Genomic DNA, 18820 nt, shown 5'->3' with positions numbered 1-18820 from the left:
CATTCGAGGTATGCAATGAATCAACCCCGCTGGCTGCGCAACGTGCGCCCCTACGGTTCAACCGCCGAAGACCTGCTGATCGAAAACGGCCTGTTCACCCAACGCCGCCCGGCTTCATCGGCGCCACTGAACGCCACCGACATCGACGGCCAGAACCAGCTCCTCACCCCGGCCCTGGTGGAAAGCCACGTCCACCTCGACAAAACCCTCTGGGGCCAGCCCTGGCGCCCGAACAGCGCCGGGCCGACGCTCAAGGATTACATCGCCAACGAGCGCCGTGTGCTGCGTGAAATCGACAGCCCCATCGCCGAACGCGCCGGTGCCCTGCTGGAAAACTGCATCGCCCGTGGTTCCCTGACCCTGCGTTGCCACGTCGACATCGACCCGGATTTCGGCCTGCGCCATGTCGAAGCCATGCAACAACTGCGCGAACGTTACCGCGACCTGATCGACCTGCAACTGGTGGTGTTCCCGCAAACCGGCCTGATCAGCCGCCCCGGCACCGCCGAACTGATGCGCGAAGCCATGGCCCTGGGCGTGGAAAACGTCGGTGGCCTCGACCCCTGCGGCATCGACAACGACCCCGTCGCCCAACTGGATTTCGTGTTCAAACTGGCCAGCGAATTCGACCGTGGCGTCGACATTCACCTGCACGACAAGGGCGAACTGGGCCTTTGGCAAATCGCCCTGATCGCCGATTACACCGAGCATTACGGGCGCCATGGCCGGGTGATGATCAGCCATGCCTATTGCCTGGGCATGTTGCCGTGGAGCCAGGTCAAACCGGTGGCCGAACGGCTCGCAGCCCTGGGCATTTCGCTGATGAGCTCGGCCCCTGCCGATTGCGCGGTGCCGCCGTTCCTGGCTTTACGCGAGGCCGGGGTGAACGTGTGCCTGGGCTCGGACGGCATCCGTGATGCCTGGTCGCCCATGGGCAACGGCGACATGCTGGAACGGGCGATGTTGCTGGCGTTCCGCTTCGACTTGAACAAGGACGAGGAACTGGCGGCAGCGTTTTCAGCGGCAACGGTGAACGGCGCGCTGGCGTTGGGTTGCGAGGATTACGGGGTTGAACTCGGTCAGCCGGCGGACTTTCTGTTGATGCCGGTGCAGACGCTGGGTGAAGCGGTGGTTTCGCGGCCGCTGCGACAGGTGTTTCGGCGCGGTGAATTGATTGCTACGGGTGGTCGCTTGCTGGAAAGCCGCTTGTGAAACGGATCGGTTTGAAAAGCAGCTGCGTGGTGGGTTTCGACGGCACGCAGCATGTGCTCTGGCGTGACGGCGAAGTGGTGTTCGAGGGCTCGCGCATCGTGTTTGTCGGGCGTGATTATCCGGGCCCGGTTGACCAATGGATCGATTACGGCAACGCGCTGATAGGCCCCGGCTTCATCGACATGGATGCCCTCGGCGACCTCGATTCCACGGTGCTCACGCTGGACAACGGCGATGAGCGCGACATGGGTCGCCTGTGGTCCGAAGACTATCTGGCGGCCGGGCCCCGGGAGAGTTACAGCGCCGAGGACGAAGTTTTCAAATACCGCTACGCCTTCACGCAGCTGATCCGCAATGGCATCACCACCGCCATGCCGATCACCTCGATGTACTACCGCGCATGGGCCGAGACTTACGACGAATTTGCTGCGGTGGCCGGCGTGGCGGCCGAACTGGGGCTGCGGACTTACCTCGGCCCTTGCTACATGAGCGGCATGAGTTACTGGCGCGCCGATGGGCAACTCGGCCATCACTGGGATGAAGCCCGGGGTTTGGCCGGACTCGATGCAGCCGTGCGGTTTTTCGAGGACTTCGACGGCGCGCATGACGGCCTGATTCGTGGCGCGCTGCTGCCGGATCGCATCCAGACCTGCACCCCGGCTTTGCTGCAACGCACCGCCGCGCTGAGCCGTGAGCTGAACGCGCCAATGCGTTTGCATTGCTGCCAGGGGCTCGGCGAAGTGGCGATGGTCGAGCAACTGCGCGGTGTTTCACCGCTGGCCTGGCTGGAACAGCTGGACCTGCTGACCCCGCGCAGCCTGCTGCCCCACGGCATTTACACCCACGGCGATCAAGACCTGCAACGTGTGGTGAATGGTGGCGCGAGCCTGGTGCATTGCCCGGTGGTGTTTGCCCGGGATGGCGAAGCGCTGAACTCGTTCGGGCGCTATCGGGCCAAGGGCATCAACTTTGCCTTGGGCACCGACACCTGGCCGGCGGACCTGCTGGAAAACATGCGTCAGGGTTTGAACATCGCACGCCTGATGGAGGGCGGCCCGGCCTTGACCAGCACGCTGGGCCTGTACAACGCCGCCACCCTCGGCGGCGCCAAGGCGCTGGGGCGTGAGGATATCGGGCGTCTGGCACCGGGGTGCAAGGCCGACATCACGGTGTTCAGCCTTCGCGGCCTGCATCTGGGGCCCCTGTTCGACCCGCTGAAAAACCTGGTGCTGGCCGGTCGTGGTGACGACTGCATTGCCAGCTACATCGATGGCCGCTGCGTGATGGAGGACGGCCAGGTCCGGGGCGTCGATTACTCCGCCCTGCAACGCCAGGCCCAACAACAATTCGAAACACTGATGCGCAGCCACAGCGATCGGGCCTTTGGCCAGCCGGACTGGAAAACCCTGTTCAAACCGGCCATTCCGTTCGCCGATGACTACAGCGCACAAGCGCCGCTGAGCGCAATTGATCCCCTTCCCTAGAGATTTCTGCCCATGCAAAGCTTCGACTTCAGCACCCTGAGTGCCCGGGACAAATACAAGATTCTGATCGGCAGCGTGGTGCCTCGGCCCATCGCGCTGGTCACCACGATTGATGGCGAAGGCCGGATCAACGCCGCGCCGTTCAGCTTCTTCAATGCGCTGTCCGCCGACCCGCCGATTCTCGCGCTGGGCGTGGAAAACTACGGCGACCAGAGCCCCAAGGACACCACCCGCAATATCCAGCTCAATCAGGAATTCACCGTCAATATCGTCAGCGATGCGCTGGTGGAAGCGATGAACGTCTGCGCCGTGCCCTTCGCGCCCGGTTTCGACGAGCTGACCGCCGCCGGCCTCACGGCCATTCCCGGCACCACGGTCAAATGCCCGCGTATTGGCGAAGCGCCCGTGGCGCTTGAATGCCGGCGGATGATGGCGCTGTCCATCGGACAATCGCGGGAGATCATCTTTGGCGAAGTGCTGATGGCCCATGTGCGGGACGAGCTGATCGACCCGAAAACCCTGTACATCGACCAGTTGGGGCTGGATGCGATCGGGCGGATGGGCGGGCATGGCTATGCGCGTACCCGGGATTATTTCGACCTGCCCACCCGGTCGTTGCAGGCCTGGACGGATGCACCGGGCGGCGGCGAGCGGTTTTGGCCAGCCACCAAATAAAGTGGCATCCCCCCTGTAGGAGCGAGCCTGCTCGCGATGGACGTTAACGAAAACGCGGAGTGTCAGGATTAACTCGGTGTCCTTCCGTCCATCGCGAGCAGGCTCGCTCCTACAGGTGTGTGTTTACTTCAGTGGAAATCCCGGCTGCGTACGTTGATTCCGTCCAGCAACTCGCTCAGGTCACTCAAACGCCCGGCAATCAGGTGACGTACCTCGCCTTCCTTTTCCCAGCGCCCATCGACCTTGAGCAACTGTGAGCCAACCAATACCTGCCGTTGCCGATCCGCCAGGTCGCGCCAGACCACCACGTTGACGTTGCCGAATTCGTCTTCAAGGGTGACGAAGGTCACGCCACTGGCGGTGCCTGGACGTTGTCGACCGGTCACCAGCCCGGCGACGCTGACCGGTCGGCCATGCTCGACCTCCAGCAATTCCTTCGAACTGCGGCAACGCCGGGCTTTCAATTCACTGCGCAACAAGGCCAGCGGATGCGGGCCGAGGGTGGTGCCGAGGCTGTTGTAATCGGCCAGCAGGTCTTCGCCGACCGTGGGTTTGGGCAACGACACCGCCACCTCTTCCTGGCTCGGCAAACCGGCGAACAGCCCCAGTTGTTTCTGCACCCCCGCCACTTCCCAGCGCGCCCGATGCCGGTCACCGGCCAGCCCACGCAAGGCGCCGGCATCGGCCAGTTGCTCCTGCGCACGGGCATCGAGTCGCGCCCGTTCGCCGAGGTCGGCAATGTCGATAAACGCACCCTGTGACCTTGCGGTTTCGATCCGCCGGGCATCGTCCTCGCGAAAGCCCTTGATCATCCGCAACCCCATGCGAATCGCCGGCTGCGCGCCGATGATCGGTTCGAGGCTGCAATCCCAGTCGCTGGCACGCACGTCCACCGGGCGGATCTGCAGATGATGCCGGCGTGCGTCCTGGAGAATCTGGTCCGGGCTGTAGAAACCCATGGGCCAGCTGTTGATCAGCGCACAGGCAAAGGCGGCCGGCTCGTGGCATTTCAACCAGCAACTGGCGTAGGTCAGCAAGGCAAAACTGGCGGCGTGGGACTCGGGAAAACCGTAGCTGCCAAAGCCTTTGATCTGCTCGAAAATCTGCGCGGCGAACTCCGGCGTGTAACCGTTTTTCTTCATGCCGGCGGCCAGGCGATCCTTGTGGGGCTCAAGGCCCCCGTGACGTTTCCAGGCGGCCATGGAACGGCGCAGTTGATCGGCTTCGCCGGGGCTGTAGTCGGCGGCAACGATGGCGATTTGCATGACCTGCTCCTGGAACAACGGCACGCCAAGCGTACGCTTGAGCACGGTTTCCAGCTCAGGAGACGGGTAGGTCTCGGGCTCTTGCTTGTTTCGCCGGCGCAGGTACGGGTGCACCATGCCGCCCTGGATGGGCCCCGGCCGGACGATCGCCACCTCGATCACCAGGTCATAGAATTTTCGCGGCTTAAGCCTCGGCAGCATCGACATTTGTGCACGAGACTCGATCTGGAACACGCCGATGGTGTCGGCCCGGCCAATCATGTCGTAGGTTTGCGAGTCTTCGGCGGGCACCGTCGCCAGGCTCAAATCCAGATCGCGATGACGGCGCAGCAGATCGAAGCAACGACGAATCGCGCTGAGCATGCCCAGCGCAAGAATATCGACCTTGAGCAAACCGACCGCGTCCAGATCGTCCTTGTCCCATTGAATGATGGTGCGCTCGGCCATGGCGGCATTTTCCACCGGCACCAGGCTGTCCAGCGGTTGTTCGGAAATGACGAAACCACCGGGGTGCTGGGACAGGTGCCGGGGGAAGCCGATCAGTTGCCCGGTCAGGCTCAGCACCCGGCGCAACACCGCGCTATCGGGATCGAAGCCGCCTTCACGCAAGCGCTCCACGGGCGGTGTTTCATCACTCCAGTGACCACAGCAGTCTGCCAGCGCATTAATCTGATCCGGCGGCAAACCCAGGGCCTTGGCCACATCGCGCACCGCCCCCGCCGAGTGATACGTGCTGACCACGGCGGTCAACGCCGCGCGGGCCCGGCCATAACGCTGGAACACGTACTGCAAGACTTCTTCGCGGCGTTCGTGTTCGAAATCCACATCAATGTCCGGCGGCTCGTTGCGCTCCTTTGAAAGGAAGCGCTCGAACAACAGCGTGGTGCGATCCGGATCGATTTCCGTGATGCCCAAGGCAAAACACACCGCCGAGTTGGCCGCTGAGCCACGGCCCTGACAAAGAATGTGCTGATCACGGGCAAACCGGACAATGTCGTGAACCGTCAGGAAATAACTCTCGTAACCCAGTTCGGCGATCAACCCCAATTCCTTGTCGATCTGCTTGAGCACCTCGGGTTTCGGGCCTTGTGGCCAGCGCCAGGCGATCCCCTCTTCGGTCAGATGACGCAGCCACGACGTGGCCGTCTGCCCCTCCGGCACCAACTCGCGGGGATATTGATAACGCAGCTGGCCAAGATCAAAGGTGCAGCGCCGGGCGATGTTCAGGGTTTCATCGAGCAGCGCCTGCGGGTAGATCGCCTGCAAAGCATCGAGGCTGCGCAGATGCCGCTCGCCATTGGGGTGCAGGCGCAACCCGGCCTCGGCCACCGGCACGTGATGACGGATGGCGGTCATGGTGTCCTGCAAGGCGCGTCGGCCTCGGGTGTGCATGTGCACATCGCCGCTGGCGACTGGTGGAATCCGCAACTCCCTCGCCAAGGTCAGCAAGGCGTTCAATCGCCCGGTATCGTCCTGGCCACGATGTAGCTGGACCGCCAGCCATAGACGCTCGGCGAAGGCCTGCTTCAGCCAGTGGCCGCTGGCAAAGTCATCCAGCACATCCGGCACCCACAACGCCAAAAGCCCCGGCAACGGCTCGCTGAAATCCTCCCGCAGCACTTGGTACTGGCCTTTCTGCGTGCGCCGCCGCGCCCGGGTAATCAGCCGGCACAGGTGTTGATAGCCTTCAAGGTTCTCCACCAGCAGCACCAGTTTCGGGCCGTTATCGATGCGCACTTCGCTGCCGATGATCAGCGGCAGCTCGACGGATTTGGCCGCCTGCCAGGCGCGGACGATGCCGGCCAGGGTGCACTCATCGGTGATCGCCAGCGCCTGATAACCCTGTTTTTTCGCCCGCTGAAACAGCTCAAGCGCACTGGATGCACCGCGCTGGAAACTGAAGTTCGACAGGCAGTGCAGCTCGGCATAGTCAATGCTCATGCGAACCAGCCCTGCAACCACAACGGGCCGCCCTCGCCGACCGCACGATAGGCCCAACCCTGTTGGCCGGATCGGGTTTCGATCAGGTAGTAATCGCGACGGACGTCGTCGCCGTCCCACCAGCCGGACTCGATGCGTTCCGGCCCCATGAGAATGCGGGTCGAGCCTTCGTGAATCGCCTGCGGCTGCGTCAGCAACCAGCCCGGACGCTGCACGCCCGGCAGGGCGGCGCAACGCTGGTTGTCGGCACTGGCCTGCCACGCGCACTCCGGCCGGTGATCGGCCTGGAACCGCAAGCCCTGCACCGCGTCATCCCCCAGCCGTGCGCGCAGACGCTCGCGCAATTGCTCCCAGGGCAAGGACTGCTGCGGACGATCGTCGAACAGTTCCTGATACTGCGGAACGAAGGCCGGCAAGTCTTCGGCACGCAGGCGAAAACCGCGCACCGGCGCCTCGACCTGAACCTGCTCCAGCCTGCCGCGCGCCAGTTCGAAGAGCATCGCCGGATCGCGCTCGGCACTGAGCAGGCCGACCTTGATCACGCTGTCCGGCAAGCCGGCGTGTTCCAGGTGCAGGTCAAAACGCTGCACGCCGCTGTCACGACCGCAGAGGAACGCCGACAGGTCGCCGGTCAACCGGCGCAGAGGAAACAGCAGCGCCTGATGGGACTGCACGTCGAAATTGAGCTCGATGCGCACGTCGAACCGGTCCGGCGGCAGGTAGAACGCCAGTGCCAGCCGCCGCGTGCCCAGCAGAGCATCCAGGTGCTTGAGCACCTCGGACTCGAAACGCCGGGCCAGACTCTGCCGGGGCAACGCCTGCACCTGGCTCAAGGTACGCAACCCCATGCGCGACAGCGCTGTGGCGACGCTGGTCTCCAGCCCGATCCGGTCGATGGGCAATTGCCCCAGATGATGCTGCAAGGCTTGCTCGTCGGGTACGACCAGACCGTCATAGGCGTTGGCCAGAATCCGCGCCGCCACCGGGTTCGGCGCGGCAACGATGCGGTGACGAAACCCCAGCTCGCCAAGTTCGGTGCGCAATCGCGCTTCCAGTTGCGGCCAGTCACCGAACAGGCCCAGGCTGGATTCGATTTCAAACACCACCGCACGCGGGTAATGCACGCTGACCTGGGAGCTGAAGCGGTAGGCCCACGCGGCGAGAAATTGCTGCCAATGCTCGATCTCGGCCGCGTCGTATTCCGCCGTGACAAAGCCTTTGCTCAAGGCCTGGGCGGCGGTCATCGACTGGCCGGGGCGCAAGCCCAATGCCCGCGCCGAAGCGTTGACCGCCTGCAACACCCGACGCTGTGCCGGGCCGGTCAGCAGCGCCAGCGGCTCATCGGGGTCGGCGCGCTGACGCAGTACCGCGTCCAGCGCCAATTGCGGAAAGAGAATGCACACCCAACGCATGGCAACCTCAATGCCCCACAGGAAAGGCAATCGGTGCCGAACGGACGAGCCCGCCCCGGCACTTGAGCACGCGCAATTGCGCAGGCCTGGCATCGATGGCGATGCGCAGGGCCGCGGGCGAAGGGTTGATCGCTTCATCGATCGAACGGTAGGCAAACGCCAGGGTCGAGCCGGTTTCCGCCGCCACCTGCAAGCGCCGCAGCGCCCGATCATCGGCCTTGTGCGGCCAGCACAGCACCGCGCCGCAACTGCCCGAACGCAGGCATTGTTCCGCCGCCCACAGCGCATCGCGCTCGCTGGCCTGGATGATCGACAGCTGACGCAGATCGACCCCGGCGTTCTGCCACGCCTGGGGATACGGCACGTAGGGCGGCGCCACCAGCACGATGCGCTCGCCCGCCGCCGACAGCCGTGCCAGCGTCGGCCACACCAGTTGCAACTCGCCGACGCCCTGCCCGGCCAGGAGGATTTCGCTCAGCGCCGCTTCCGGCCAGCCGCCGCTGGGCAACGCCGCATCCAGCGCGGCATGCCCGGTGGGTTGTGGGCTGACGGGCGGTGGCGCAGGCCGGCCCTTCCAGACCTGGCCGCCATTGAACAGCGTATCCAGCGCAACGACGGCCCCCATCACCCTTGCCTCACCAGGCCGCAGAACACCCCTTCGATCGCGAGGTCCTGATCGGGGTGCACGATGATCGGCTGATAGGCCGGGTTGCGTGGCAACAGGCGCACCGCATCGCCGACCCGCTCGAAGCGTTTGATGGTGACCTCACCGTCGAGTCGCGCCACGACGATCTGGCCATTCAGCGCTTCGGGGTTGCGGTGCACGCCCACCAGGTCGCCGTCGAGAATGCCGTCCTCGATCATCGAGTCGCCCTTCACCCGCAGCATGTAATCCGGCACCCGGGAGAAGATCGACGGGTCGAGCAGCAGACGGCTGTGGACCTCGGCATCGGCACCGATCGGTGCACCCGCCGCGACCCGACCGAGTACCGGAATGTCCAGCAGTTCGGGCCGCACCGGTTGCCCGAGCAGACGAATGCCCCGGGCCTGATGCGGATTGACCTCGATGAAACCGGCTTCGGTCAGCGCCAGCACATGCTTGCGCGCCACGCTGCGGGAGGCAAAACCAAAGGCCTCGCTGATTTCAGCGAGGCTCGGGGACTGGCCGTGCTCCGCGATTCGATCGCGGATGAAGGTCAGGATGGCGGTACGGCGGGGAGTTAAAGTCGTCATGGAGTACATTTGTACTCTTTTGGGGTTTTCCTGGCAAGCCCCTGTAGGAGCGAGCTTGCTCGCGAAAAACGCCCAGGCGACGCGTTTATTCAGGCAGCCCGCGTCATCGTTAACGTCCATCGCCAGCAAGCTGGCTCCTACAATTTTGACCGTGTGACCCAATCCCCTGTAGGAGCCGGCTTGCTGGCGATGGCGGTGGGTCAGTCGACACATTTATCGCCTGAAATGACGCTATCGTCGGAACGCCGCCCGCAGCAAGCCGGCTCCTACAGGGGATTGGTGTACAAGTCCGGAATGAGTGTTCGAAACAAAGAAGGACAACGCGGACCACCAGAGAGCCAGGTCGGCTATCAGGCCGCCTCGCGCGCTGTTGATTTTCTTGCCCCATGGGGAGGCCGAGCGCAGGTTCTGCGCAGTGGGCAACCCGGCATGGATGCCGGGTTAGCCGCCCCCGGCCATGGATGGCCGATGGCGGCGGGCCCACGGAGCAGGACCGGAGCGAGGGAATGCCGAGCCTAGGCGAGGCACCGGACGAAAGGGGCAAGAGCCCTTGGTTACTTGGGGCTATTCCAAGTGACTCGCCGTAAGGGCGAAACCAATAGAAGCCGTTACCGCAGCAATGGATATGTACTGAGTCCACAACCCTCACCAGTCACGGTGCAACATAGAATCTCCTGCAAGGGCCATATATAGCCAAGTTAACGCGCATCATCCCCCAAGCCACGTGCTGCCAGGAATTCAGCGATGTAATCGATAAACGCCACAACCTTGGCCGTCGCCCGCCGATGGCTCGGGTACACCGCCAGAATGTGCGGGCCAAAGCTGTCGGGGTCGATGTCGTAATCGGCCATCACCCGCACCAGCCGCCCGTCGGCGATGTACGGCGCGGCACTCCACAACGGCGTGTGCAGCACACCGCGCCCGGCCAGCGCATTGGCCAGCAGCAGGTCGTAATTGTCGCTGCGCAGACGCGGCGACGGCGGTTGCGGCAGGCTCAAGCGTTGCCCGTCTCGCTCGGCCCACCAGAATTCGCGACTGAGCAGCGGATGGCGATACAGCAACCATTCGTGGTCATCCAGGGTTTGCGGCGTCACCGGCTGCGCCTTGCGCGCCAGATACCCCGGGCTCGCGCACAACGCCAGGCGATTGCTGCCGACGACACGGGCGATCAACCCCGGCAAATCGTCATGACCTTCGCGCAACGCGAGGTCGTAGCCACTTTCCAGCAAATTGACGAACTCGTCGCACAGGTCCACTTGCAGATCGATCTGCGGGTACTGCTCGAGAAAACCGCCGCAGACCTGATCCAGAAACGCCTGCCCATAAGCCAGCGGCGCGGTGATTTTCAGGGTGCCGCGCAAACCATGCTGCAACTGCTCGATTTCCTCGCCGGCCTCATCCAGCCGCTGCAACACCTGGCGCGCAGTTTCCAGGTAGAGCCGCCCGGACTCGGTCAGCAGAATCCGTCGTGTACTGCGTTCGAACAAACGCGCGCCGAGCTCGGCTTCCAGGTGATTGACCGCTTTGGTCAGGGCCGACGGCGTCTTGCCCAACTGCTCGGCGGCGCGGCTGAAACTGCCCAGTTGCGCGGTCACCACGAACATTTTCAATGCACCCAACTTGTCCATTCTTTTTCCATTCAGGCAAAAACGTTTTTCGTCAGCGAGGCGTTCTGCTGCGCCAAGGCAGCCACTAATCTGGCCATCAGACGCAATAACAAGGAAACATTCAATGAAAAGATTCATCCCGAATCTGTTGATGGCCACCGTGAGTTTTGCCTCGATGGAAGCCATGGCGGCGGCCGATCTGGTGCTGCTCAATGGCAAGATTTTCACCGCCGACCGCGCCCAACCGAAGGTCCAGGCCCTGGCCGTCGAGAACGGCAAGGTGTTGAAAGTCGGCACCGATGCGCAGGTCAAGGCCTTGATCGAGTCAACGACCAGGGTGATCGATCTCGGCGGCAAGGCGCTGATGCCCGGCCTGATCGACAGCCATTCCCACGCGATTTTCGGTGGCCTGGAAATGGTCTCGGCCAACATGGAAGACGAAGTGGTCGACCTCGACGAACTGGAAAAACGCCTCAAAGGCTGGCGTGACGACGGCAAGGCGAAGCATGGCGACGTGCTGAGCGTGGCCGGCATGAGTTCGGCCTATTGGGCACAGGCCGAAGCCTTCGGCAAGAAGTTCAATAGCGGCGAATGGGCCGACGTGCCAGTGGTGTTCACCGGCAGCGATCACCACACCGCCTGGGCCAACAACGTGATGCTGGCGCGCGCCGGCATTGACGCCGAACTCCTGAAAAACCTGCCGGCAGCCGAGCAGGACACCCTTGGCAAACTCACCGATGGCAGCCCGAACGGTTTTCTGGTGGATGCCGGTTGGGACCGCGTTGCCTCGAAAATGCCGGTGCCGAGCGCCGCCGACATGCTCAAGGCCGCGCAATCGGCGGTGCGCTACAACAACAGCCTCGGCATCACGGCCTGGATGGACCCCGCCGCCAACGCCGCCCCCGGCGAGCCGGTGTTCGCGCTCAAACCCACGGAGAAAACCGTCGGCGTGCTGCCTGCCTACAAAGCGCTTTCCGAGAGCGGTGGCATGAGCGCCCACGTCGCCGCGCTGCTGGTGGCCAATCCGAAAAGCGTACCCGCCGATCTCGATACGCTGGACAAGGTGCGCCAGCAGTTCCAGGGCATCCCCAACCTGACCCTGCCCGGCATCAAGATCTTCGCCGACGGCGTGATCGAATACCCGGCGCAGAGCGCGGCGATGATCGATCCGTACAGCAACTCGCACAAACAGGGCGAACTGCTGATCGATCCCCAGCATTTTGGCGAGCTGGTCAGCGCCATCGACCAGCGTGGCTGGCTGGTGCACATTCACGCCATCGGCGACCGCGCGGTGCGTGAGTCGCTGAACGGCATTGCTCAGGCGCGCAAGGATCGCCAGAGCGGTGTGACGCATTCGATCACCCACCTGCAAATGGTCAACCCGAAGGAGTTCGCGCGGTTCAAGCCGCTCAACGTCATCGCGTCGATGCAGCTGCTGTGGGCGACGGCCGATGACTACACGCTGGACATGATCAAGCCCTACGTCAGCGCCCTCGCCTTCCGCTATCAATACCCGGCGCATTCGCTGCTCAAACAGGGCGCGACGATTGCCGGCGCCAGTGACTGGCCGGTGTCTTCACCGAACCCGTGGAACGCCATGGCCCAGGCCATCACGCGCGTCGGCCCGCTGGGCGTGCTCAATGCCGACGAACGCCTGGACCGGGAAACCATGTTCTACGCCTACACCCTGAACGCCGCGCGCACCATTGGCCTGGAACAACAGATCGGATCGCTGAGCCCCGGTAAGCAAGCCGATTTCATCGTGCTGGACCGCGACGTGTTCAGCGTCGACAACAAGGCCCTGCACGACACGCAAGTGCTGCAGACCTGGTTCGCCGGCCGCGAAGTCTACGCCCCCGCCCTCTAAGAAAAATCACCCTGAACCCGCTGCCCGTTCCCGCGATTGTCGCCGGGACACGGCGCAGCCTTGCCGTCAAAAACTGCCCATAACAACCACAATATCGGGATTTTGCTCATGAAAGCTTTCACGTTGTTCGCCCTCGGCTCCTTGAGCGCGCTGCCCCTGTGCAGCCAGGCGATACCTTTGAATGATGACTTCGCGGTACCGGTCGACCTGACCCTGGCGAGCGATTACCGCACTCGCGGCATTTCGCAAACCCAGAACGATCCTGCCGTGCAGGCCGGTCTGACCCTGACTCACAGCAGCGGCCTGTACCTGGGCGCCTGGAGTTCGAACGTCGATTTCGGCGGCGGCCTGAAAACCCGTCAGGAAGTCGACTACTACGCCGGTTGGCTCTGGCAGGCGACCGATGCAATCAGCCTCGACCTCGGCTACCTGAAATACGCCTACCCGAAAGAGAGCCAGTTCAATCAGAGCGAGACCTACGCCATTCTCAGTGCCTACGGGGTGAAACTCGGCGCCTTTTACTCTGACGATGCGCCGGGCATCGATAGCGAGCAGAACTCGCTGTACAGCTACGTAGGGTACGAAACGCAGTTGCCTTACGACACGGGCCTGAAACTGCGATACGGCTACATGGATTTCAAGGACCCGCACCTGTATTCGACCTCGGGCCATGCCGAAGACGCGTACCACGAATGGGAAGTCAAACTGAGCCATGAACTGGCGGGCGTCATGCTGGGCCTGAGCTACATCGACACCGACCTGTCGAAAAGCCAGTGCGCGAGTAATTGGGGGTTTGACGACGTGTGCAGCGCCACGGTGGTGGCGAGTGTCAGCAAATCCTTCTGACCCACCTCGATCCCTGTAGGAGCTGGCTTGCCGGCGATGGCGTCCTCGAAATCGCCATCGCCAGCAAGCTGGCTCCTACAGTACGGGGATTGTTTGGGAATTGGGGGTTCACGCAGATCCCGTAGGAGCCGGCTTGCTGGCGATGGCGTCTTCGGAATCGCCATCGCCGGCAAGCCGGCTCCTACAGTGCGGGGGTGGTTTGGGATTGGGGGTTCACGCAGATCCGTAGGAGTCCGGCTTGCCGGCGATGGCGTCTTCGGAATCGCTATCGCCAGCAAGCCGGCTCCTACAGTGCGGGGGATGGCTTGGGATTGGGGGGCACGCAGATCTGTAGGAGCACGGCTTGCCGGCGATGGCGTTTTTGGAATCGCTATCGCCGGCAAGCCGGGCGCCTACGGGGCTGGGGTCATTCCTGCGAGGTAGGGCCACGGGTAGATGCCGCGTTCGTGGCCGTCGCTGAACACCAATTGCAGGCCGTAGCCCTGGGCGTTCACTTCGACGACGCAAACCCGGTCATCGACCCTGGGCGTCAGGCCTTGCAAACGAAACGCCCGGCATTGCGAACACGGGCACTGGCGGCGCAACTCGGCATGCCCAAGCAACTGCTCGCGGCCGTCCGGCCAGTTCAAGCGCAGTTGCTGTTTGCTCCGGGAATTGCCGATCGCCAGCGGGTTCATTGCAACTGGCTCAAGGCGATGCGCACGGCTTTGCGCACTTCCGGATCGCCATCGTCCTGGGCGGCCTGCAAGGGAGCGATGGCGCCTTTATCGTTCAGTTCGCCCAGGGCCAGCGCGGCTTCCTTGCGCAGATTGCTGATGCGATGGCCAAGGGTTTCGATCAACGCGTCCAGCGCCGGAACGAAGCGCAAGCGGCCGAGGCTGCGGGTCGCGCGCAGGCGTACTTGCCAGTAGTCATCAGTCAGGGCTTCGACCAAAGCCGGGCCGGCGTCGGTGTGCCCGACCTTGCCCAGCGTGGTGGCCGCTTCTTCGCGCACTTGCCAGGCCTGGTCCTGCAAGGCCTGGCGCAACGCCGGCAGCACCTGCGCGTCGGACGCCAGCCCAAGCGCGCCGGTGGCCGCGCGGCGCACTTCGGTGTCCGGGTCGTCGCTGGCCAGACGCGCCAACGCAGGCAGCGCATCGAGTTGTTTCAGCCAGCCGAGCACGCCCACCGCCTCGCGGCGCACGCTGGCATCGGCATCGTTCAATGCCACGGCGGCCGGTGCGGCGGCGCCGGGGAAACGCAATTCGCGCAGCGCCCTGAACGCGGCAATGCGCACGCTGATGTCGGCATGCCCGGTCCACGGCAGAATCACCCGGCCCGCCGCCTCGCTCTTGAGCAGGCTCAAACTCTGCGCGGCAGCGGCCTGAACCGCCGGCGAGGGATCGGTCAGCGCCTGGCACAGCGCCTCGACCACCGGTTCGTCCTCCCAGGCTTCGAGCAAACGCGCGGCTTCGGCGCGGACTTCTTCGGTCGGGTCTTCGGCCAGTCGATCGACCAGCCACAACAAGCCGTCCGGCTCTTCGAGGTCGGCCAGTTCGATCAGGGCTATCCGCCGCACACCGGGGTCTTCATCGGTCAGGCGCGGTTGCAGGGCAAGAATGTCGTCGTTGTCGGTTACATCGAATAGTGAGGTCATAGGGCAAATCGCGGCAGTTTGTTTTCAGGAGGAAGTCCGAGAGGGTTCAGGCGCGGTAGCTGCCGACCGTCTTCGTGACGCAGTAATTCGAGGCAATGACGCTTCAGGCGGGAGAACTCGTGGCTGGTCACCAGTTCGGTGGTGCGAGGCCGAGGGAAGTCGAGGCGCAGGTCTTCGATGATCCGCCCGGGACGCGAGCTCATCACCAGCAACCGGTCGGCGAGGAACAGCGCCTCGTCGATGTCATGGGTGACGAACACCACGGTGGTGCGAATCCGCGTCCAGATGTCCAGCAGCAGTTCCTGCATGTTCAATCGAGTGAGCGCATCAAGGGCGCCGAACGGTTCGTCCATCAGCAACAGACGCGGACGATTGACCAGCACCCGGGCGATCTCCACCCGTTGCTGCATGCCGCCGGAGAGCTGATCCGGCCAGCGATCGGCAAACCCTTCGAGGCCGACCAGCGCGAGGATTTCATCGGCGGCCTTGTGTCGCTCCGCTTTGCCGATGCCACGCATTTTCAGGCCGAACGCCACGTTGTCGCGCACCGTGCGCCAAGGGAAAAGCGTGTGGTGCTGGAACACCATGCCCCGTTGCGGCGAGGGCCCCGAGATGGCGGCACCGTCCACGTTCAAGGTGCCGGCGCGGGCTTGCAGGTGCCCGGCCAGCGCGCCCAGCAAGGTGGATTTGCCGCAACCGGACGGCCCGAGAATGCACACGAACTGCCCCGGTTCGATCTGGCAGTCGAGGCCCTGCACGGCTTCGAACGCGGCGCTGCCCTCGCCCAGGCTGATCGACAAGCCGCGAATCTCGATTCGCCCTTCCGGGTGTTGATAAACGCTCATCAGGCTTTCCCTCGTGGTCGGTGCCACGGCGTGAACAACCCGCCGAGCCGTTTGATCAGCAGACTGCTGCCCATGCCCAGGACGCCGATCAACAACATGCCGACGACGATGTCGGCGTAGTTCTGGATGGTGTAGGACTCCCAGGTGTAATAGCCGATGCCGTACTGGCCGGAGATCATTTCCGCCGTCACCAGGCAGAACCACGACGTGCCCATGCCGATGGCGAGGCCGGTGATGATGCTCGGTGCCGCGCCGGGCAGAATCACTTCCAGCAGAATCGCCCGCCGCCCTGCCCCGAGGCTTTTCGCCGAGGCGATCAAGCGCGGGTCGACGCCTTCGACGCCGTGCACGGTGTTGAGCAGGATCGGGAACAACGCGCCGGTGAACGTGATGAAGACCATCGACAGCTCGGACGACGGGAACATCAGGATCGCCAGGGGAATCCACGCGACGGCCGGGATCGGGCGCAACACTTCCAGTGGCGGCAACAGCAAATCTTCCGCCCATTTCGAGCGGCCGATGGCCAGGCCCAGGGCAATGCCGATGACCAGCGCCGCGAGGTAACCGGCGAACACCCGGCTGAGGCTGCTGCTCAGGTGCTGGGCGAGTTTGCCGGAGTCACCGAGGCCCAACGCCGCTTCGATCACCGCCACCGGGGTCGGGACGTTGGCGAACGTGACCAGGCCGAGGTTCCAGTGGTGGCTGGCGGCGAGTTGCCAGAATAAAAGGCAGAGCAGAATCGAGGCTGCTCTTGGAATCCAGCGTAAATATGATCCGAACACAATTCTTCCTCTCAACCGAGAACCCTGTAGGAGCCAGCTTGCTGGCGATGGTGTGTCAGCCAAGAAGATGTCGACTGACACTCCATCGCCAGCAAGCTGGCTCCTACAAGGGGAGCGGTGTTCTGGGTTTAGCGGGTAGCTACCGCCTGGGTCGTGGCGTCGGTGAAGTCAAGGACTTTGCCGCCCTGGGCCGTGGCGAACTGCTGGGCCTGGCCCTTGAGCAGGAACGCGCTCAAGCGCCCTTTCGCATCACTGGCAAACCACGCCTGATCCGCCAACAATTTGATTCCGCTGTCACTCGCCTGGGCATACACCGCGCGGATGTTTTTGCCTTCTGCCTTCAGCCCGGCCAACGCAGTGAACGCCGCTTCCGCCGTGGTGTACTGCCGGACTTTCGGCTCGCCGCGCACCCAGATCTCGGCCACATGGCTGAAATCGGTGATGGCTTTACCGCTTGCCGCATCCACCCCTTTAAGCGGTGTCGGTGCGTAGTTGGCCAACTGCGCGGTGTAGTCCAGGTTCGAGGCTTTGAAAGCGGCGCGGATGTACTGGTCGTCGATGAAGGTGTTGAGGTCGAGACCACGATCCGCCTTCTTCAACAGCTTGAGGGTGTCGATGGCCGTGCCGACCGCCTGGCGGTATTCCGGCTTCCAGCTCAGGTCGCGGGTCTGCACGCCGAGCGGACCGTAGAACAGGTAATTGACCTCGGCATCGACGCCGGTGACCTTGGCGATCAACTCGCTGTACTTCTCCGGTTCGGCGGTGAGCAACTGGTTGGCTTCGATGCTGGCGCGCAGGTAGGCAACGACGATTTCCGGGTACTTTTTCGCATAGGCCTGATCGACCAGCGCGCCATGGAACGTCGGCGCGTCCGCCTGGGAACCGTCATAGATCTTGCGGGCGAAACCACGGCTCGGGAACAGTTCGGCGAACGGCACGAAGTCGGCGTGGGCGTCGATCTTCCCGGCCTGCAACGCGGAACCGGCGACTTCCGGCGGCTGGGCGATGATGTTCACGTCCTTGAGCGGGTCCCAGCCTTGTGCGGCCACGGCACGTAGCAACATGCCGTGCGCGGTGGAGGCGAACGGCACGGAAATGGTCTTGCCCTTCAATTCGGCCAACGACTGCACGCCCGACGCGCTCGGCACCACGATGCCGTTGCCGCTGCCCTTGATGCTGCCCGACAACACGCTGATGAACAGGCTGTGTTTGCCCGCGGTTTCGAACGCAACGCCGTTGAACGAACCGGGGAAATCAGCCATGGCGCCGAAGTCGAGTTTGCCGGCGACCATCTCGTTGGTCAGGGGCGCGCCGCTCGTGAAGTTCTTCCACTCCACCTCGTATTTCGCATCCTTGTATTGGCCGTCGTGGGGCAGGTATTTGTCCAGCAGCCCCAACTCGCGAATCAACAGGCCGCCGGCGGCGCAGTTGATCGTGGTGTCCTGGGTGCCGATGGCGATGCGGATGGTTTCGGCGGAGGCCGACAGGGTGAACGACGCCAGTACCAGACCGGCCAATGTTGTACGCAATAACATGGTGAATCCCCTCGAATCATTTATAGGATGTTCGTCTCCGCCACGATCAGGGCGTGGTGGGAAACGAGGGGTGTTTTTCAATACAGCGTCCGGTGTTTCCGGGTAGCTTTTTTGGGTTTGTCACAAATCCAATGTAGGAGTGAGCCTGCTCGCGATGGCGACGGCACATCCAACATTTCCTTGTCTGACCCACTGCGATCGCGAGCAGGCTCACTCCTACAGGGATTGGGTTTCAGCGCAACAGGTACGGGATTTCGACTTTCACGGCCCCGGTCGGGCAGTCCTTTTCGCACGGCATGCAGTACCAGCATTCGTCAAAGGCCATGTAGGCCTTTTGCGTGGCCGGGTTGATCGCCAGCAGGTCCATCGGGCAGACGTCGACGCACACGGTGCAGCCCTTGTGGGCGATGCACAGGTCCTCGTCGACCGTGACGGGCGCGTTGGAACGGAAGAAGATTTCCTGGGGTTGATAGGCCATGG

Annotated in this window: 16 protein-coding genes; 5 read left to right on the top strand and 11 right to left on the bottom strand. The window is 63.4% G+C overall.

The features are described from left to right. Nucleotides 1–15: 15 nt before the first annotated feature. From ACF6ZU_RS26590 to ACF6ZU_RS26580, 3 genes are read left to right on the top strand one after another with little or no spacing between them, the layout of a single operon-like run. The gene (locus ACF6ZU_RS26590; RefSeq protein ID WP_392888499.1) at nt 16–1212 is read left to right on the top strand and encodes an amidohydrolase family protein; all 1197 of its coding nucleotides are present in this window, start codon (nt 16–18) and stop codon (nt 1210–1212) included. Continuing rightward, the gene (locus ACF6ZU_RS26585) at nt 1209–2696 is read left to right on the top strand and encodes an amidohydrolase family protein (RefSeq protein WP_392888497.1); all 1488 of its coding nucleotides are present in this window, start codon (nt 1209–1211) and stop codon (nt 2694–2696) included. Before ACF6ZU_RS26590 ends, ACF6ZU_RS26585 begins: the two co-directional genes overlap by 4 nt. A gap of 12 nt (nt 2697–2708) precedes the next feature. Then, nucleotides 2709–3371 (top strand): flavin reductase family protein, encoded by a 663-nt coding sequence (locus tag ACF6ZU_RS26580; protein ID WP_392888495.1) that lies wholly within the window; start codon nt 2709–2711, stop codon nt 3369–3371. Between the two features lie 128 nt (nt 3372–3499). Here the strand turns inward: ACF6ZU_RS26580 and ACF6ZU_RS26575 are convergent, their stop codons facing one another. From ACF6ZU_RS26575 to ACF6ZU_RS26555, 5 genes are all read right to left on the bottom strand, one after another. After that, on the bottom strand, nt 3500–6598 hold the full coding sequence (locus ACF6ZU_RS26575; protein ID WP_392888494.1) for an error-prone DNA polymerase: 3099 nt from the start codon (nt 6596–6598) through the stop codon (nt 3500–3502). After that, nucleotides 6574–7989, bottom strand: a complete 1416-nt coding sequence (locus ACF6ZU_RS26570; protein WP_392888492.1) for a Y-family DNA polymerase — start codon at nt 7987–7989, stop codon at nt 6574–6576. The genes ACF6ZU_RS26575 and ACF6ZU_RS26570 overlap by 25 nt, the downstream gene beginning before the upstream one ends. A 7-nt stretch (nt 7990–7996) precedes the next feature. Continuing rightward, a complete protein-coding gene (imuA, locus tag ACF6ZU_RS26565; RefSeq protein ID WP_392888490.1) occupies nt 7997–8614 on the bottom strand; it encodes a translesion DNA synthesis-associated protein ImuA in 618 nt (205 codons plus the stop codon). Beyond that, nucleotides 8614–9231 carry a transcriptional repressor LexA gene (gene lexA / locus ACF6ZU_RS26560; protein WP_392893941.1) on the bottom strand — a complete coding sequence of 206 codons (618 nt, stop codon included), beginning with the start codon at nt 9229–9231 and terminating at the stop codon, nt 8614–8616. Before lexA ends, imuA begins: the two co-directional genes overlap by 1 nt. A gap of 689 nt (nt 9232–9920) precedes the next feature. Beyond that, nucleotides 9921–10850: a LysR substrate-binding domain-containing protein gene (locus ACF6ZU_RS26555; protein ID WP_392888489.1), complete on the bottom strand. Its 930-nt coding sequence runs from the start codon at nt 10848–10850 to the stop codon at nt 9921–9923. Between the two features lie 103 nt (nt 10851–10953). On the opposite strand from ACF6ZU_RS26555, the gene ACF6ZU_RS26550 reads away from it, so the two are divergent. Together ACF6ZU_RS26550 and ACF6ZU_RS26545 are read left to right on the top strand one after the other, a co-directional pair. Further along, a complete protein-coding gene (locus ACF6ZU_RS26550; RefSeq protein WP_392888487.1) occupies nt 10954–12696 on the top strand; it encodes an amidohydrolase in 1743 nt (580 codons plus the stop codon). Nucleotides 12697–12804: 108 nt separating this feature from the next. Beyond that, nucleotides 12805–13542 (top strand): TorF family putative porin, encoded by a 738-nt coding sequence (locus ACF6ZU_RS26545; RefSeq protein ID WP_392888485.1) that lies wholly within the window; start codon nt 12805–12807, stop codon nt 13540–13542. Nucleotides 13543–13934: 392 nt separating this feature from the next. Here the strand turns inward: ACF6ZU_RS26545 and ACF6ZU_RS26540 are convergent, their stop codons facing one another. From ACF6ZU_RS26540 to ACF6ZU_RS26515, 6 genes are all read right to left on the bottom strand, one after another. Then, complete coding sequence (locus ACF6ZU_RS26540; protein ID WP_392888483.1) at nt 13935–14219, bottom strand: DUF971 domain-containing protein; 285 nt, start codon at nt 14217–14219, stop codon at nt 13935–13937. After that, nucleotides 14216–15178 carry a HEAT repeat domain-containing protein gene (locus tag ACF6ZU_RS26535; protein WP_392888482.1) on the bottom strand — a complete coding sequence of 321 codons (963 nt, stop codon included), beginning with the start codon at nt 15176–15178 and terminating at the stop codon, nt 14216–14218. The genes ACF6ZU_RS26540 and ACF6ZU_RS26535 overlap by 4 nt, the downstream gene beginning before the upstream one ends. Further along, nucleotides 15175–16023 carry an ABC transporter ATP-binding protein gene (locus tag ACF6ZU_RS26530; RefSeq protein WP_392888481.1) on the bottom strand — a complete coding sequence of 283 codons (849 nt, stop codon included), beginning with the start codon at nt 16021–16023 and terminating at the stop codon, nt 15175–15177. Before ACF6ZU_RS26530 ends, ACF6ZU_RS26535 begins: the two co-directional genes overlap by 4 nt. Then, entirely contained in the window at nt 16023–16805 is a 783-nt protein-coding gene (locus tag ACF6ZU_RS26525; protein WP_392888480.1) for an ABC transporter permease, read from the bottom strand. The genes ACF6ZU_RS26530 and ACF6ZU_RS26525 overlap by 1 nt, the downstream gene beginning before the upstream one ends. A 128-nt stretch (nt 16806–16933) precedes the next feature. After that, a complete protein-coding gene (locus tag ACF6ZU_RS26520; RefSeq protein WP_392888479.1) occupies nt 16934–18340 on the bottom strand; it encodes an ABC transporter substrate-binding protein in 1407 nt (468 codons plus the stop codon). A gap of 232 nt (nt 18341–18572) precedes the next feature. Then, on the bottom strand, nt 18573–18818 hold the full coding sequence (locus tag ACF6ZU_RS26515; protein ID WP_007946457.1) for a ferredoxin family protein: 246 nt from the start codon (nt 18816–18818) through the stop codon (nt 18573–18575). Between the last annotated feature and the right edge of the window lie 2 nt (nt 18819–18820).

This window comes from Pseudomonas migulae (genome assembly GCF_043225285.1).
Lineage (GTDB): Bacteria > Pseudomonadota > Gammaproteobacteria > Pseudomonadales > Pseudomonadaceae > Aquipseudomonas > Aquipseudomonas migulae_C.
This window is presented reverse-complemented; position numbering and strand designations above follow the sequence as displayed.